9 protein-coding genes are annotated in these 16,609 nt (G+C 42.2%); all 9 read right to left on the reverse strand.

Annotated elements, in window-relative coordinates; genetic code table 11:
• Positions 1-38: 38 nt before the first annotated feature.
• The 9 genes from ACLCDL_RS04985 to ACLCDL_RS05025 all read right to left on the reverse strand — a co-directional run bounded on the left by ACLCDL_RS04985 (position 39) and on the right by ACLCDL_RS05025 (position 16,608).
• Positions 39-2,582 (reverse strand): eCIS core domain-containing protein, encoded by a 2,544-nt coding sequence (locus ACLCDL_RS04985; protein ID WP_423147173.1) that lies wholly within the window; start codon positions 2,580-2,582, stop codon positions 39-41.
• Positions 2,579-4,039, reverse strand: coding sequence for a hypothetical protein (locus ACLCDL_RS04990; protein ID WP_423147174.1), 1,461 nt, complete (start codon positions 4,037-4,039; stop codon positions 2,579-2,581). Before ACLCDL_RS04990 ends, ACLCDL_RS04985 begins: the two co-directional genes overlap by 4 nt.
• An 8-nt stretch (positions 4,040-4,047) precedes the next feature.
• Positions 4,048-5,190 (reverse strand): eCIS core domain-containing protein, encoded by a 1,143-nt coding sequence (locus tag ACLCDL_RS04995; protein WP_423147175.1) that lies wholly within the window; start codon positions 5,188-5,190, stop codon positions 4,048-4,050.
• Positions 5,191-5,217: 27 nt separating this feature from the next.
• Complete coding sequence (locus tag ACLCDL_RS05000; RefSeq protein ID WP_423147176.1) at positions 5,218-6,591, reverse strand: ATP-binding protein; 1,374 nt, start codon at positions 6,589-6,591, stop codon at positions 5,218-5,220.
• Complete coding sequence (locus tag ACLCDL_RS05005; RefSeq protein ID WP_423147177.1) at positions 6,585-7,943, reverse strand: contractile injection system tape measure protein; 1,359 nt, start codon at positions 7,941-7,943, stop codon at positions 6,585-6,587. Before ACLCDL_RS05005 ends, ACLCDL_RS05000 begins: the two co-directional genes overlap by 7 nt.
• 1 nt (position 7,944) lies before the next feature.
• Positions 7,945-10,797 (reverse strand): hypothetical protein, encoded by a 2,853-nt coding sequence (locus ACLCDL_RS05010; protein WP_423147178.1) that lies wholly within the window; start codon positions 10,795-10,797, stop codon positions 7,945-7,947.
• Positions 10,798-10,801: 4 nt separating this feature from the next.
• Positions 10,802-12,982 (reverse strand): hypothetical protein, encoded by a 2,181-nt coding sequence (locus tag ACLCDL_RS05015; protein WP_423147179.1) that lies wholly within the window; start codon positions 12,980-12,982, stop codon positions 10,802-10,804.
• Positions 12,983-13,048: 66 nt separating this feature from the next.
• Positions 13,049-16,192 (reverse strand): baseplate J/gp47 family protein, encoded by a 3,144-nt coding sequence (locus tag ACLCDL_RS05020; protein WP_423147180.1) that lies wholly within the window; start codon positions 16,190-16,192, stop codon positions 13,049-13,051.
• Complete coding sequence (locus ACLCDL_RS05025; protein ID WP_423147181.1) at positions 16,189-16,608, reverse strand: GPW/gp25 family protein; 420 nt, start codon at positions 16,606-16,608, stop codon at positions 16,189-16,191. The genes ACLCDL_RS05020 and ACLCDL_RS05025 overlap by 4 nt, the downstream gene beginning before the upstream one ends.
• Position 16,609 lies beyond the last annotated feature (1 nt).

Here is a 16,609-nt window from a genome sequence, read left to right on the forward strand (position 1 = left end):
TCAGCATTACACTTATTTTTTAATGAGATATATTGCCTCTATTTTGGGAACCACTCCTTATCGCCCGAAGGGAAAAGTATAAACGGATACACACGGTCAATTCCTTTATTTGCCGGACCGCGGCCCAACAAGCCCCCTACTTTAGAAGCAGTATGTTCACCTTCAACTCTGATGGATCTACCCAGTTGCTGAGCAAAACCAGGAACATTTTTGTCCAGGGTTTCGGCGGTTCTGCAAGCATGCAGCCAAATTCTTACATCATTGGCAAGTGCATTTTTTGTTGCTTTTACAAAGTCTGCAGCTGTAAGTGCTGTTAATTTGCTCATACTTACCGAAACCTGTTCTACATAAATTCCGTTCTGAACATCGGCATTTCCGGTTCCGCCCATTCCATGAGCACCACCATGCCCAACAATATGCACTTCGCTAATAGGTTTACCTGCACATGCGGCAGCAATTGAAATACCTTTGGCAATATCCTTTCCGGTAAAAAATTCAATGGGCAAATGTTTTGCTGAACAGGTACCGCTCACAGGATCAACAAATATTGACTTGCGGGCATTTGCCAACGATAAACCTACATCTCTTACAAAAAATGTGCGTTGTAAGCTTCTGAACTTTGTATCGGTAGTTACATCTTTTTTTGGAATCAGTCCCCAGATTTCAAGTCCTGTTTCAAAATGAATATGAGCCATAAAGTGTGTAGCAGTATGCAAATCTTCGCTTCCCAATGTAAAATGAGTATTTCGAGGTATTTTAAATAAATGATTTTTTCCATTTCCTTCATCAACCTGTAATTTTGTATCCCGTACAGAAAGGCCGGTTTTTATTTCAAGCAGGTTTTCTCCCAGACGTTCGGGATTTTGTACAAAAACAAGGATAACTTTTCCGGTATCTTTTAAACTTGTAGCCTTTGCTTCTTCAAGCCGGTTTGTTTTTATATATCCTTCCATGCAATGCTGCGATCCTGAAATTACTCTTACAAGCAGCCCTTTCTCTGAAGGCGTTTCAGAAATAATACGTAACTGACGGCCGGGATCAACAGAAACAGTTTTACCGGTATCAGCAAGAACAAGCGGAGTGGAATTTGCAAAAGAAGCATAAGCTACAGGAATAACTTCTTCTCTTGGTTTGTTTAAATTACTAAAAGAATAATGTTCCGGATGATTCATTAAGGCTCTCCGGGCACAATCTGCCTCCAGCTTTATACCTGCATTTCGGGTGTCGTATAGCGCTGCCAGAGCCGGAACACCTGCCTCACAAACAAATTTTCGGGCTTCTTCATCTAACTTTACCTGTTCTTCAAGCAACGTTCTTTCTGTACCCAGCATCGTATCTAACTGTACTTCCCGATTTATTTGTTCTATAAGTCCGGTAGCAGGCGGAAGCACCCTATCCTTCTGGCTTATACATTTCTCAAAGTCACCTGGATGCCTCCCGGGAGTTTTCCTTTGAAGAAGCGGCATTACAGCGTTTTGCTGTATGGTATGTGTCAGTTCATGGGCCAGGAGCGCCTTCCCATCCGCCGAGGCAGGAGCGTATTTTCCTTCATTAAAATAAATATCACTGCCTACCGTAAACGCCTGCGCATTTAGTTCCTGGGTTAGTTTGGCAGATTCTGAATCGGAATGAATATTAATGCCTGAAAAGTCGGCATTAAAGGCATGTTCCATAAAACTCTTAGAGGATTCATCCAATGCACCCCCCTTTCCTCTGCATGATTCTATCCGATTCTGTAGTTCATTACTTATAAAAGTACCGCATGTTTCCGTTCCTGTTTTTCGTTGAATACGATAGGTATTTGACGAATCCCAGGCCGGCCGAAATGTTCTGAACAGGTTGTCCAGATCAAACCGGAAGATTGTTGGACTAAAAATTTTGGATGAAGTTCCAAGTTCTGAATCTGTCCGCTCCCACCAGGTAGAATTGTCCCTTTTAAGTGAAGAATCAATCGCCATCGGAACCAATATATTTGAAAACCGGATGGCTTTTTCAGGAGTAGCACCAATAGCACGAAACATATTAAAAGAATAAGTCCAGTGTTTTTCGATTGCAAGCCTGTCTCTATCGGGCATATTCCCAGCAGCACGGTTCCAGAAGGGCTGGTTCATAGCAAACCAGTCGATAGAACCCGCAGGGTCTGAAAGCGTATAATCAAAGGCTGGAGAAGAAGAGCTAAAACCGGACAATGAAGGCATTGTCAATCGCAGCTCTTCCGGCTTTAACAGATGAGAAGATGAATTCGGAGTTAAATCTGGTGGAAGCTGAACATCGTCTTCCTTTTGTATCCATTCTTTACGCTGAACTCTGGATGAAACAAAAGAAGTTAAAGGTTTCCGGTTTAATTTTTCATCTTCTTCACAAGCAGCACATTTACGTTGCAAAAAAGAAGGTTGCGGCATCCGCATAATTGTTTCAGCTGCTCTGTCTGCTTCTTTTTCAAATTCATCGTCGGGTGCACCAACGGTTAATTTGCGCTGAATCTTCTTAACCGGAAAAGAAAAGCTTTGAGTTACAGATAAAGGGATTGAGTTATGCGCAGCAGGAAAAGTTGCTGAGTCTGCAGAGATTACATCTTTCACAAATCCACTTGAAAGTTTAAACCAATAATATGGCTGTACTTGCCACTGTTTAATAAATCAAACATGGGCGTATAATTAATTCCGGCATTAAACCCTTTACTTCTGAGGCCCAGAGTAACTGATAAAGGAATATTCAACTTAACAGCCTCTTTATCATTTTCTGGCGTAAACAGTAATCCTGTACTCATATCTAAATACAATGGGTGTTGAATTCTACTCAAATGCAGTCCCGTAGTTGGCCCCATAGTAAGCTGATTGGTTTTAACGTTCAAATAAGTATCAAAACCAAGTGTTGGATAAAAAAGGCCTAACACAGCATTATTACCAGCCCGACGATCAATATGTAATCCGATTATAAATTCCGCTTTTGATCTGTCGAGCGTAGCGTTTTTAAAGAAGGCACCCGTTGTAAGCCCAATCTGAGCTACCGGCTCACTTAATGAAGAATTTTCAACGCTTCCTTCAGGGAAATAAGTACAATTGCCCAATTCCAGGTTAAGAATATCAGCAAAATGCTGGTAATGCCAGGGTTTTACGTCATTGCCTCTGTTCATCAGAGAAGATTTATCGCCACTTCCCTGAACTCCCCAAAGGGCCGCCCACCAGTTATATTCATCAGAGAGATCAATGGTATGGCCAAACTCATGCGACATAACATCCATATTAGCGGCTCCGCCTACATACTTAGGGGTATCAGCATCCAATGCCATTTTTATTTTAGTGGTTACAGGATTAGTGACCGAGCGCTCTCTGTCTTTTTCCACAGCTATTGTATACCCGTGTTTTCCTTCCCGTTTCTGATTTAAAGTATTTAGCTTCACATCAACGGAGAAGCCTTTTGAACCACAGGCACAGCTTTTATTATCAGCAATAAGCTGGTATTTTTTTGACCATCCGTTCTCTACCTGCCTTTTTCCAGAAGCCATATAAGCTGCCTGTTTGGAAGCTTCTAACGAATCCCCAAACTCAAAATACCAATCCTGATGATAATTAAAGGTGCAGGTTTTATCATCAATTTCATAAAAGCCGGCATCGTCTTTCCCATTGTACTTTTTACGCTGAATAGTATCGCCAATAGCTGATAGCTTTCGATCTGCTTCTTTCTTTTGGATAAAATCTGCCGGAGATTCCTTCTGTTCCTTTTCATCTTCTTCACAAGCAGCACATTTACGTTGCAAAAAGGAAGATTGCGGCATCCTCATAATTGTTTCAGCTGCTCTGTCTGCTTCCTTCTCAAATTCATCGTCGGGTGCACCAACAGTTAATTTTCGTTGTACCGGTTTAGATGAAAGAGTCTTTTCTTCTTCCTCACAGTGAGAACATTTTCTTTGCGCTAAAGAGCTTCCAGACAGAGGCATCCTTTTCTCTTTCAAAACTGTTGCGTCCGGTGTGGTCGGCCCAGCCAAAGCTGTAGCAGGAACTGGTTGAGTAAGAGATAGCAAAGGTGTTTCCTTCATTTGTACATTTACTGCGTTTTACAGGTTTTGGGTGGTTCTGTCGATTCGTTTCCGGCAGTTCCGTTCACTGTTTTTCTCCTTGTTAAAAGCTGTTGCTGGTATGATCCATATTTCTTTTTCAACTCTGCAGAAAGACAATTATAATACCCCAAAGCTCCGTCTATTAAAGCTCGCCTCATAGAATCGTGCAAGCGTTTGGTTCCAATAAATTCATCTGCAAGCGCTTCGTGATAAAAAGCAAGAAATTCACGTTCATGCTGATTCTTGTGCCCGGCAAGCCCTGTCCGGTATTGCTCAATATGCTCCAATTCATGGGCAACCTGCAAAACCCTTCTGGCAAAATTCGCCTTGTTGGTACCGTTTAAAAAACTGTCGCCGACACAGATATCGCCTTGTGCCTTAGTTCCCGAACCTACACTTTGCGTATTCAATCCATCTTCTGAACTGAAGTAGCTTATCTTTCTAACCTTTGAAGCCTGGCCGGGCATGTAAGCACAGATAATATCATTTACTACCTGTATGGCTTTATCTTTTGAATCACCTTTTCCTGCGGCAGTTTTTATAATGGCTTCAGCCTTTGAATCTAACGTATTCTTTTGATCTTGTGCTTGGCGCCCTACATCTTTTGCACCTTCAGGGCATGGTTTAAATGTTTTGGAAGGATTATCCTTATCGTGACATGCCCGTTGGATAGTTTTTGGGCGGATAGCAGCTTTTTGTTGTAACGTATGGGTCAGTTCGTGTGCTAACAATTTTTTCCCCTCAGTAGTTTCGGGTGAGTAGTTTCCTGCATTAAAATAAATATCATTGCCAACAGTAAAAGCATGGGCATTCAATTCTTCTGATAGTTGCACAGCATCACTATTAGTATGGATGCGGACACCGGAGAAATCGGCATTGAAACGGCTTTCCATAAAACTGAGAGTACTTGTGGATAAGGCAGTTCCACCAATTTTAGCCGTTTCAATCCTGCTACTTAGTTCGTCACTGGCTGTTGTGGCTGCTCTTGGCCGGGTAGCCTGAGCTGACGATTTTCTTTGAAGATGATCTTCCTCTTCCTGGCATGCAGTACATTTTCTTTGAATTACGGAAGAGGGTTGAGCCGCCGGAACTTTACCTGCGTGCTCCCGCCCTGCTTTTTCAGATTCCATCACATCTTTTCCTTTTACGGTAATTGCTCAAACAGTTTTGCCTTCCTTCCTGAATTCCTTTTTTATCCCCTCCAGAATGTCCTGCTTCCTGATTGTATTTTCATTTCGCTGCAAAGCCATCAAAGATGCATATTGCACCACATTGATAATTGAACCTCCGGCTAATTCAAATTTCCCAGCGATGCATTCCAGGTCAACAGTGTCTTCCAGCACACATTGTTTACTAAACGATTGCTTCCATAAAGCCAGCCTCTCAGCATGTTTAGGAACAGGGAAGTGAATTACAGATTGCAGCCTTCGCCCAAAAGCTTCATCAACATTGCTACGCATATTGGACGAAAGTATAACCAGCCCGTTATAATCTTCCAACCGCTGAAGCAGGTAAGCGATCTCCTGGTTTGCATATTTATCGTGCGCATCGGCAATGGAAGTGCGCTTGCCAAATAAAGCGTCTGCCTCATCAAAAAACAAGATCCAGTTTTTATTTTCTGCTTTTGCAAAAACTTTTTCGAGATTTTTCTCTGTTTCGCCTATGTACTTCGAAATTACCATCGATAAATCTACCCGATATACATCTACATCAGCTAATTTTCCTAATAGTCCGGCTGTTAATGTTTTACCCGTTCCGGGAGGCCCGTAAAACAAGGCTTTATATCCGGGCTTCAGCCGGTTTTTCATCCCCCATTCATTTAGCAACTTTCCGCCGTGTTCGAGCCATATTTTTATCTCATTCAATTGGCTTTCAGTATGCGGATCAAGGATAAGATCTTCCCAATTTAATGAAGCACTTATTCTTTTTGCAGGAAAATCTATACTAAAGATTGGCTTTCTGAGCTTGCCTCCGGTAAAGAAATCAACATACTCATCATTTATCAATAATTGTCCTGAAAAGAAAGGTTCGTTTGCCGGTGGTGGCGACAGGTATAGAATTGTATGCTGTTTAAACACGTGGCCGGCATCAAATAATTGCTGTACTTTGAAGCGCATACTTAAATCGTTTCCGGCAAGTAAAAACAACGCTGTTTCTCCTGTAGGCAGAAACCCGCCATGCGATAGACCTTTTAGTCCGCCAAATTCTGTAAATCCTCTCTCAGTTTCAGTATTCCGTATAAAAAATGCGTCGAGTAACTGCGGATGAATATGCGGAAGCAAGGCCAGCATCAGGACAACCCGTTCGGCAAATGAAAGCCGGTAAAAACGGATAAATTCAGCATATACAGACTCATTCTTTTCTATATCAGGAGGAGGGATTTCAAAGATACTTCCGTAAGCTGTTTCCTCTCCGAAATGAAGTTTTATCCGGGTTTCCAGTAGTACATTGAACCATTCTATCTCGTTTAAAAGAGCGGTAGCATTCAAAGAATACAGGCTCTTACCGGCGTTTTTTACTGCAACTACCATTCTGTATAGATCAATGTTTCCAACCAGGGGAGTTTAACGGTATTAAAACTCCAGGGCAGGCGTTCGAGCAAAACGTCTACACCTGTACGTTCTACCTGCAAAAGCCAGTACCCTTCCCTCCACACTATTTTTCCGGGCCGTATTAAAAAAGTATTTTGCAGCGCTTCCACACTGGCTCCTTTTAACGCTTCCCAATAATCCGCCACGGTTTGAAGCAAGGTATTGCACTCCTGCATCTCATAGCCGGATAAAATAATATTTTCAGGGATTACTTCATCCAGTTGCAAACCACAAATAATCTTATTAAAAGCCATTTCCCATTCTATATATTCCAATGTGCCGTTTTGCAGGTAATACAACAAAACGGTCGCTTTTTTAGCTGCGCCCATAGTTTTAAACTGATTTTGGGAATCAATCAACCCGAGGGTCAGGAACAAAGGCTGCAGAAAGGGATGCAGTAATATTAAGCCAGCATTGGTAATATAAACGTCTTCCCGAGTCAATAATCCACCCTGTTCTTCTTTTTTTACTCTATTTTTTTCCTGTGAACTTTTCCTTTCCTTAATTCCGCCCCACTTATTTTTAAATTCCTGCAATTCCAGGATAAACTTTTGCATCAGGTTCTTTTCATTATCGATATCCGCGGCCAGCAAAAAATAAAACAGCTGCTTATAAAAGTCCTGAACAGGAATAGCGCAACTATTTATAAGCTCATCCCTGTTTTTCAACAGATTCTGCAAGTTTATTTTGGCTGTACTGTTAAAAAATTTAATAAAAGCCTCTACCAACGCTTCGGCCCTTGAACCTACATGAATGAAAAGCCGGTCGGTTATTCTGCCTGCCCGATCTGGGTCGTTTTTATAAACAGAGATGATTCTCAGGATAAACCTTTCTATATCCCGGGCTGCTAAATTTCCGATTAATTGCTGTGGCATTTTTAAGTCGGGAGATTGGTACCACCAGGGATAAAGGCCTGTTTCCAGAAAGCAACATAAAGCATTAAAGTCTCCCTCAATATCAGAACTCACTTTTATTGAAAAATCAGAAACTTCGGCTGAACCCATTTGCGGAGATTGAAACAATTGCTTTTTCAGCTCTGCAAGAAGTTTTGTTTCAAGAAGTGCAGTAAAATGCTTTTCAAAACCCTCTTCAGGTAAACGCCCCATATCTACCTGTAGCTTTTCAAAAACAAGGTAACTATCAGAAGAAAGACTGGATTGAAAGAGGCGTTCCAACATATCCTGAAAAGCAGTTTGTACAGACCCGGATAAGGTCTCTCTGATGTTAAACGCCTGCTGCTCGCCGGATACTTTAACGCTGAATAATTGCTTCCTGATCAGTATATTAACCATTTCAACGAATTACTCCAAAGCCTTTATTAATGGTATTGGCGACGTTTGTGATATCAGTCGCTTTTGATTTCAGGGCATCGTTCCGTATCAGGTTAGTACCTGAATGGATATCCGAAAGGACACTCTTAACAACAATAGCATTATTAGCATCATTTGTAATTTCAGGCTTGTTCAATTCATTTGTTAAAGCTTCTGCCGAATTTAGAAACTCAGCTTCCTTCGCCTGCCTGCCTGGATCCTCAGGGCTAAGGGCTTCCAGCTCACGTTGCTTCGCCTGAAGGTCCTTTACCTGTGCCGAGAGATCCTTCCCACCCACAACCAACCCGGTATTGGGGCGGGTATTTAAGCCGGCAGTAAATACTTTATCAAACAAAGTAGTATTGCTCTTTAACCTTTCGTCAAAGCTATTAAAACGAGGTTCGAGATCGGCTATCTTCGTATCCCTTACCGCCAGTTTCAAATCAAATTTTGCTTCAACATCGTTAAATTTACTATCTACTTTACTGTCTATATCTGTAACCCTTGCATAAGGTGCAATCCTTTTATCAAACTCTTTGATATAGTGCGGCTCAATCTCGAACAGCTTCGGCAGGTCAAATTTAGGTTTTTCGGGCAGGGGCAGGGGTTTAATAACAGGTGGGTTTGGTACAATATCCTTATCAATACTTGCATAGGGAAGCATAAAATCAGCAACCACTTTATCGTCATCCGAAGTATAAACCAGTACAAAAGTACCTCCCCGGAGAACACCGCCTGCATGCTCCAGTCCCGGGTTTTGCGACAGAAAATTAGTAAGCATTAAACCCTCTTTTTTGTGATCAATGTGTTGTTTAAGCAGGTCATCAAGCAGATCGGCTTTATGCAAAACATCGGTATTTATAATAAAATCATGCGGGGGCGCGGTATTGGAAAACGTAAACTTCTGGGTTAGCTTTTTTACATCAGACGCGGCCGTGATAACGTTTTGCACATCCGCTTTATAGGAAGCTACGTCAAATTCCGGATCGGAGATAGGCTTATCTGTCATTACTTTGTTTTTCGCATTTGCGAAACTGTTTATGGAAGCAACAATGGCGGGTTTTGCCTCGTCCGCATCACTTACATCCTGTGCCAGGTTAGCATGAAACAACTCTACCTGGTTCATGTGGTCGTGCAGGGTATTGCGTACAAAGTTCTCGTAAAGATGTACCTGCGGAAAAAACCAGGGCCTGGTGGGTATCGTTTCAGCTTTTAGTTCAACCTGAACCGATTGAATATTTATCGGCAGGTTGTTTTGGAGGATTAAATTAGTAAGGGTACGCTCCACTACTGCCCTTTGAAATCCGATATGGCCTTCTATCCTGAAAAAATCAAAAGGCAGGATATTGAAAAGCAGGGGCGTAAGCACGGCGGGGTCACTGGCGTACCGGCCGGATGAATACGAGTAAATCTGATTTTCTTTCTTTCGGATATTGGCTTCATAATTCCAGTACAGGTTGATAGGAAGATCTGCATTATAACGGTAATAAAACGGAAGACTCCGGCTGCCTAAGGGCTTATCTTCATTAAAGCCTGGTGTAATTTTTAATGCCTGATCAATACTTTGTAACTCTTCGGCAACAGGTACTTTAAAATTTTTGATCATTGCATGAATCCGCATAAAGCCAAACCGAGTTTGCCGGCTATCCTCGTCTTTCTTATTTAAAACGGGCGATTCATAGAAACGATGCCGGAACTCGGGATCAATATGAACCGGATGAAAACGCCTGATCAAGGAACTAATATCAAAACGGATAAGGCTTGTTAAGCGGGAATTAAAATTTCTTATGCCAGTGAACAAGGGAGCTACCGGAGGGCTTAAAGGCGGTACAGGATCTCGGATTGCCGCAGTTTTTACCAGCCCGAGCAACACATGCTTTGGGAAAATATCCACATCGGGGCAACAGATGGTATCTTCCGAAAAAAGTGTTTCCCTTAATTCATTATATGCGTAACTGAGGTCGCGGATAAAATTATACAAATACTGAGCATAAATTGAAGAAGCAATTTTAAAATGCTCATCCAGCAAGGCATTCCATTCGGAAGTTGGATCGCCTCCTTCAAATTCATCTTCAACAATCGGCTTGCAGGCCTGGTATGCTTTCTGCAACTTACTCTTTATATCATCTTTTATTATAAAAGCCTCGTTGAAAGCTGCATTAAGGCCCGCATAGGTAGTAATACCAGGCCGTAGGATAACCCGGGGAATACGAATATCTTCTAATCCAAAATAATCTTTATTGGTGGCAGGAAGGCTTTGCAACAGGATAGCCATGTTGCTTTTATGTACCAGCAAAACTTTCAGGTTTTTCACTGCTTCCCGTCCTTTATTATCACAATCGGTACCGGTACAAACATCAGGATCGTTTTGATAGTCTTCCACATAAAGTATTCCCGCATAATCTTTAAGCAATGTGCCGCTTATCTCTTCAAAAACAGAAATATCATTTCCGGGTGATACATTATCCGTTTCGTTGTTTCTAAGTTCATATAGGGGGATCAGTTCCTCATTCAATGCCCGGAAGTATGGGTATTTTGCATTTACATCCTCAAACAAACTGAATTGGTTAAACTCCTGATCGGCATCCAAATGAAGCAGGTCGCCGTCGGTAGTAATAGCTGCGCCCTTAGAAAGCACCATACGTTTATTTTCTATAAGCCCGATTTCGAGACCGCATATTATGCCTACACCGATAGCTTTTGTACGGGTAAGCCGGGTTTGTACGTCCAGGTAATTAAATAAATCGTTCAGCTGATCGGCAGTAAGTACCTGGTCGTTTTCGAAAATAGTAAAGCCGGTATTGTCTTTACTTATGCCGGTTAATACATTGCCCATGATTTTATGTTTTAAGCGTTCCTAAAACGTTTTGGTTCAATAAGAAAAACTTCCGTTCCTGGTTGCTTTTGCAATCTTCCAGACGGGCTGGCGGATACACATTCTTCAGAGTAGTTAGAATGGAAATAAAATCTTCCAGAATTTTTTTATCAGTATCAGCAATCGTACCTGCTTTTACTTCGAGCCATTTGCTATAAGCGGTTTTAAATTGTTGGAGTTGCTCGTTGTTTACCCAGCAAATCTTCGGAAAAAGGTGGGCAGGAGTTTCCATTCTGATAATACGCTCGCAATAACGCCTGAAATCCATATTTAAAAAGCGTGTCGAATACGCCGGAAGAACGATACTAAGCCTGAAAGAGTATGGATCAAGTGAATTGCAATCCCCGCAATTTTCATCAATGCAAACCGGCATAAAGCCCTTGTCTTCTTCCGGCTGTGGCGGTGATAAAGGCGGAGATTGTGGAATGGGTTGTTGGGGTAACAACAACGTGTGCTCTACCAGGAACATATCTTCTTTAAGGCCGAGCAAACGTTCAAGCCTCATCTGCAAGCCGCTGATGGCGCCGTTCATCGGCTGGCTGTAATCAGGGCCAGTAAAACGCCGGCTGCTGTATTCCGGATAGTGTTTTAAAAAAGCAGTTTTAACATCAACAATTTCCTGCTGATTAACAGGAAAAAGAGAATTTAAAACACTTACATAATCAAAAAAAGATTCGGCAAAACGTGATAGCAAGTGGTCGAGGAACAAGTTCCTTCTTTCAAAAAAGGCAGCAGAGCCTGGTTGTTCAGCTGCCAACTGAACCTTTTGCTTTACCTTATCGAGGGAATTTGTGATGGGATCAAAATCAACAAACAGGTTTTTTGATTCTTTAAACCCGGCTGCCAGTTGCGTAAAATACGTTTGCTTTTCATCATCCAAAGAAAAAAGGCTGCGAATATTAGCTAACTGTGCAAGATAATTGGCCAACTGCTGATCGAAAAAATACAGATAACCCTGAAGTTGTCTGGCCTGCATTTTTCTTTCTGCAGGTGCATCATCAGGGAGCCCCCAGTGACTTATTCCGTAGTTTTTAGGAAAATGATTTTGAATAGAATAATAATCCCTGATATTACGGTAGGCTCCGATTTCAAAATCAAGGTTTGCTGTAACAACATGCTCATTCCCGATGATATATTGCGCCATCAACTCATCAAAGCGAAGTTTTACCTTATCCATCGGAACCCGGATTGGCATACCGTTTTTGTAAACCAGCACATTCGAGCTTGAAACAGATATTTTCGGCTGGCAGCTGTTCTCTACAGCAACTATCCATTTACTCGTAGGCAATGTTGACTGGCTAACAGGGCTGAAAATAATATCGGTAATGGCAAGTATTCCGTTTACCTGTAAAACCTGCTGCATAATATCGCTCAGACGGAGTTCGCTTTTCAGGCCGGCATTTATCAGCTCTTCTTCTTTTATAAATCCATGATTCAGCAGCGGGCCTTCAAAAATTTTATCAGGCTGATATTTTTCATCCAGTAACTGTTGCAGCCCATAAAATTTTACCAAGGGATTCAGGTAAGACTGAATATTGAAAAAAACAGCAGCCAAGGTTTCTACTTCGTCAGCCCCCGGCGAAATTTCAAACTCCCCGCACAACCTAAACTCCTGGTTATTTATTTCATTTATGCCGCTAAAATCTTCACATAGGTTACGATTAGCCATTAAAATCTTTCTGGCTTCAGCTTTAAGCGCTTCCTTATTTTCGGGTAAAACGTCCTCATCAAATTCAATCAGCACATCATAAAACCCTTTTACTGCAACCTGCTCCCAGCGATGGCTTTGTGGCTGATGCTGAAGTTTTTTTTCAATTAAATCGGCAAAAATGTTTATGTCAGCTTTGGAAATCCAGGCGTTTTTTATTCCTTCAATATCAATTAATAATTTCCTGTAATCATTTACCGTTACCGGTTTATTAGGGAAGATTTTTTCTGCTGATAGAAAATGCTCATGTATATTTTTAACAGTATCCGTTTCAGTTGCCAGCAGGTCGGGGATAGAAAATGTGGAACGAAAACTCAGGTCGGTAATGGCGTAGCATAAAAATTCGAGGGTGGTAATTCCCGGATCGTGTACATTGTAATCTGTCCAGATGGCAGATGCTGTTTTTTCAATATGTCCAATGCCTATCTTTCTGAGCATTTCGTAATTAAAGGCAGGCTCAGGCACTTTTTTAGCTGATAATGTGATTACATCGGGCACTGACGATCAATAATTAATAATTTCATGACGATGATGAGAAACCAGGATAGCAGCAGGATTTGATGCTTCGGCAATGCCAGTGCTGTTCCCGAAATCCACATCGCCGTATTTCCAGTGGAATAGTTTCAGGTCGGCAATAAAATCTACAAATTCCATATCTTCCAGAAATTTCACAATCATCGACAGGCTTACCTTGCCTCCAAAATGGAGGCTGCTGGAAGCACTACTGCTAATCCAGGGCGATAAAAACTCCTGCAAACGCTGACTGATCACTTTTTCATAAAAATTAAACTCGAATCCGGCTTTTAGTTTAATGCGCACCGAGACTTTTACAGGTTCATAATAAGGGTTAGATACGTGATGCGTTACCCAAGCGGAGGAGTGTTTAACGAGGAAATTATAAATAGTATCCAGGGTATTTTTATCGGTTTTAGGCCGGAAAGGGTCAGCTGCATTTTTATTCGTCAGATCCGGAATCACGATTATAAGCGTATGCCCCGGTTCGTAAAAAGACGTTTCAGAAGCGTGATTAATGCACTTCACTTTATAAATCCGCGGAAAATACTGAAGGATGAGCCGCTCATAATCCCAATTTGCGATGCTTCGTTCCTTATGGCGCAGCCTTTCCGCAACGCGGATATAATACGCTGAATCCTGCTCCTGCATTTGTCCTCCGAAAGAGGCATAAGCCTGTTTTACCGATTTAATAGCGCCATTCTCAGGCTCCAGCTTGTTTATCGTACCGGCCGGAAGCGCTTTAGCCAGGTGGCCTGTATCGTTATCCCGACCTTCAAACTCGGCAATGGCGGCATTCGCCTGTACATCAGTAAGATTGCAAACACCGTCACTATCTTTACTGGCGGAAGCTTTTATCCAGAGCAGACCATCGGGCATCAACGTATTGCCTGTGGTTGCTTCCCTGGGAATAACAAATTTAATGACACCGCTGGTAAGCAGGGCGTTCGTTGTATCGAAGATAAAATCTTCGTTTGTAAGCATTTTCCAATAATTATCGCAGAGTACGCTCCAGCTTAGGTTCACCTTTGGTTTATCCGGATTGGCACTTCCTTCTGCCGCTTCAAAAAGCACACAGGCAGCATCTTCAGCCTTTAACCCCTCAAAACCAATAAAAAACTCGCCTTCACAGGTATACTCAGGTAAAAGCTTTACGGAAGTATTATTTAAAAATGGATGACAGCTCCGCGAGTAAGCGTGTTCCCTCATCTGCCCGAAAGCGCCATACTGGAAAAATTCAATATCCTCGTCCACAAAATCGTTCAGTGTTGTTCCCGAAAAAGGGGTTTTAACAGTAGTAGCGGTATAGTTCAAAGCGATTGAAAGCATTTCCGGAGCAAAAGGCTCTGCAGGAAGGTTCAACGTACCTCCATTTTTGCTGTACCGCAAAATTTCTGCTGTGTATTTTTCGCGGTATTCTTTAAAGAAAAAGGTATGGTGCAAACGAAGGCTTAGCCTTCCTTTCGGGGCTTCCCTGTAAGGCAGCAACATCGGCTGAAACAAAAAACTCAAATAAGGCTGAACGGCGAAAGAGCCAGCTTTTAATTGAAGGGGCGCAAATGCCGGGACAAGTTGTCCAAGGTTGCTGCTTACCGACTGGCTTAACGAAGTTCCGGTCCGCAGTTGGGGGCGTATGGCTATATCCGGAATTTTTAAGATTGGGACTTTTACAGGAAAATCAGGGTTTACAAAACGCCAGGTAGTAGCGGATTGTGCATTCGCCGCGTTAAAAAGGTTAATAGTTCCCGCTTTCTGTTCCCAGGAAGAGCCGTCTTTAAAAGCGGCTGAAGCGGTAAAATTGTTATTCTTATTTAAGCCGGGGTAATCAGAAAAGTAGCTTCCTAGATTTCCTGAGGGGATATTTTTCCATTCTACATCTATGGAAAACTCTTTTAAGCGCTTGGAAAAGGATTCATCATACCCGATGGAAAAACCGGCATTTACCGCCGGAGAAGCGCCAAAGGGCAGAAATGGTTTTTTTGAATCCAGGGCACCCTGATCGTTTTCAAGCTGCAGGTTTTTAATGCCTTGTACGCTCACTTCTATCGTGGCGTCTATCAACTCGGCTGCCGACAATGCCTGATAGCTAAAATCAGCTTTTTCATTATTCAAAAGTACCTGTAAGGCCGGGTGTACTGTTTCTAAACGATGCCCGTGGATTTCTATTTGGTAAGGCGCAATAGCAGGTTCATCATTTCTGAGGATGATAGAAAACGTAAGCGTAAAAGTAATATTATCGGGAGAAGAAACCTTTGCCGAGGCTGCTTTGGGGCCTATCCATCCTTTTTCGCCGGTAAGGCTAATAGTAAAAAGATTACTGGTGAGTGCTTCATTTTTAGTAATTTCCGGGAGATTACGGAGTGTTAGTTTTACCATTATCTCCCTTTCTCCTTCCTTCATATTAAGCACCGGGCTGGCGAGGCAAAAACCAATCTGGGCTAATGGCAAACCTGCATAGCCTAAAGGCTGCCATTTTAGATTGTTCTTATCCAGTTCGCCCCCCAGCCCGTCGGCAGAATTAGCAACCGGTGCGAAATGAATAAAGTTCTTATTTGCCGGATTTATATAGAGAGATTTCAATGCAGCTACTTTTGATTGGTTCACAACGATATCGTGCATAAGCCGGTAATGCAGGTCCTGTTTCTTCTCGTCTTTTCCGGCAAGCAGTACAGTGCCCGCAGGCAGCAGCGTATCTGCTGTATTCTTCTTTAATTCAAATATAACATGTGCTTTGTCCGGAACAGGAGATTTTACCTGCAGTTTCAGCACTTCCCCATAGTAAAAATCCAGATGGCGTTTAGTGATCCCGTTTAAAAGTTCCTGCGGGAGCCCATATAATTTTTGAAAGCTCTGCCACAGGGCAAGATGAGAAGGAACGGAAGCTTTGGATGCTAAATTCTCAATTTCTTTAAAACTGAGGCTAAAAAAGTCAGCCCAGGTGCCATTTTCGGCTAGCATATCGGCATCATAAAATTTAATTCCGGAAGCAAGCGAGCGGGCATAATTATAAAAATCTTCCTCTTTTCGGGGGTCGATTTTAATCAAAGCCGGATCAAGCCAGGGTGGCATCCTTTCCTGTTGCGCCTGGCCGTCGCGTTTCAAGATAACTTTATAATCAATAGCCTTGCTGCTCATGCCGATTTATTGTTGCCTTCATTCAGGTAGAACGGATACACCAGGTTAAACCTTGAATTAGTAGTAATCACCTCGTAATCAATTGAAATATCTAACCTTCCTTCAGTAAGAAAATCAGTTATCATCTTAATAGTAAGCAGCCTAATTCGCGGTTCAAAAAGAAGGATAGCATTTTTTACCGTTATTTTAATGGCTGTTTCGGTTGCAGCATTCATTGCCTCAAACACATAATCTTCCAGGTTACAACCGTATTCAGGCTGAAGGAAACGCTCGCCGATGGCGGTGGACAGTAAGATTTCCAGGCTCTTATTGATATCATCCTCGTCCTGTGTCATCAATAAAGCATTGCTGCTTTTAGAAAAAGCCGGAGGGAAACTCCATCCCCTTCCTAAAAAAGAAAGCGGTTCCTTATCCATC

This window comes from Rubrilithobacter danxiaensis (genome assembly GCF_047272945.1).
In the GTDB taxonomy this organism is placed as follows: Bacteria; Bacteroidota; Bacteroidia; order Sphingobacteriales; family Sphingobacteriaceae; genus Rubrolithibacter; species Rubrolithibacter danxiaensis.

What these genes read in the sequence shown, in the direction of transcription:
- ACLCDL_RS04990 (WP_423147174.1), bottom strand. Translation starts at nt 4,039, where the DNA reads ATGAAGGAAACACCTTTGCTATCTCTTACTCAACCAGTTCCTGCTACA.
- ACLCDL_RS04995 (WP_423147175.1), bottom strand. Translation starts at nt 5,190, where the DNA reads ATGGAATCTGAAAAAGCAGGGCGGGAGCACGCAGGTAAAGTTCCGGCG.
- ACLCDL_RS05000 (WP_423147176.1), bottom strand. Translation starts at nt 6,591, where the DNA reads ATGGTAGTTGCAGTAAAAAACGCCGGTAAGAGCCTGTATTCTTTGAAT.
- ACLCDL_RS05005 (WP_423147177.1), bottom strand. Translation starts at nt 7,943, where the DNA reads ATGGTTAATATACTGATCAGGAAGCAATTATTCAGCGTTAAAGTATCC.
- ACLCDL_RS05010 (WP_423147178.1), bottom strand. Translation starts at nt 10,797, where the DNA reads ATGGGCAATGTATTAACCGGCATAAGTAAAGACAATACCGGCTTTACT.
- ACLCDL_RS05015 (WP_423147179.1), bottom strand. Translation starts at nt 12,982, where the DNA reads ATGCTCAGAAAGATAGGCATTGGACATATTGAAAAAACAGCATCTGCC.
- ACLCDL_RS05020 (WP_423147180.1), bottom strand. Translation starts at nt 16,192, where the DNA reads ATGAGCAGCAAGGCTATTGATTATAAAGTTATCTTGAAACGCGACGGC.
- ACLCDL_RS05025 (WP_423147181.1), bottom strand. Translation starts at nt 16,608, where the DNA reads ATGGATAAGGAACCGCTTTCTTTTTTAGGAAGGGGATGGAGTTTCCCT.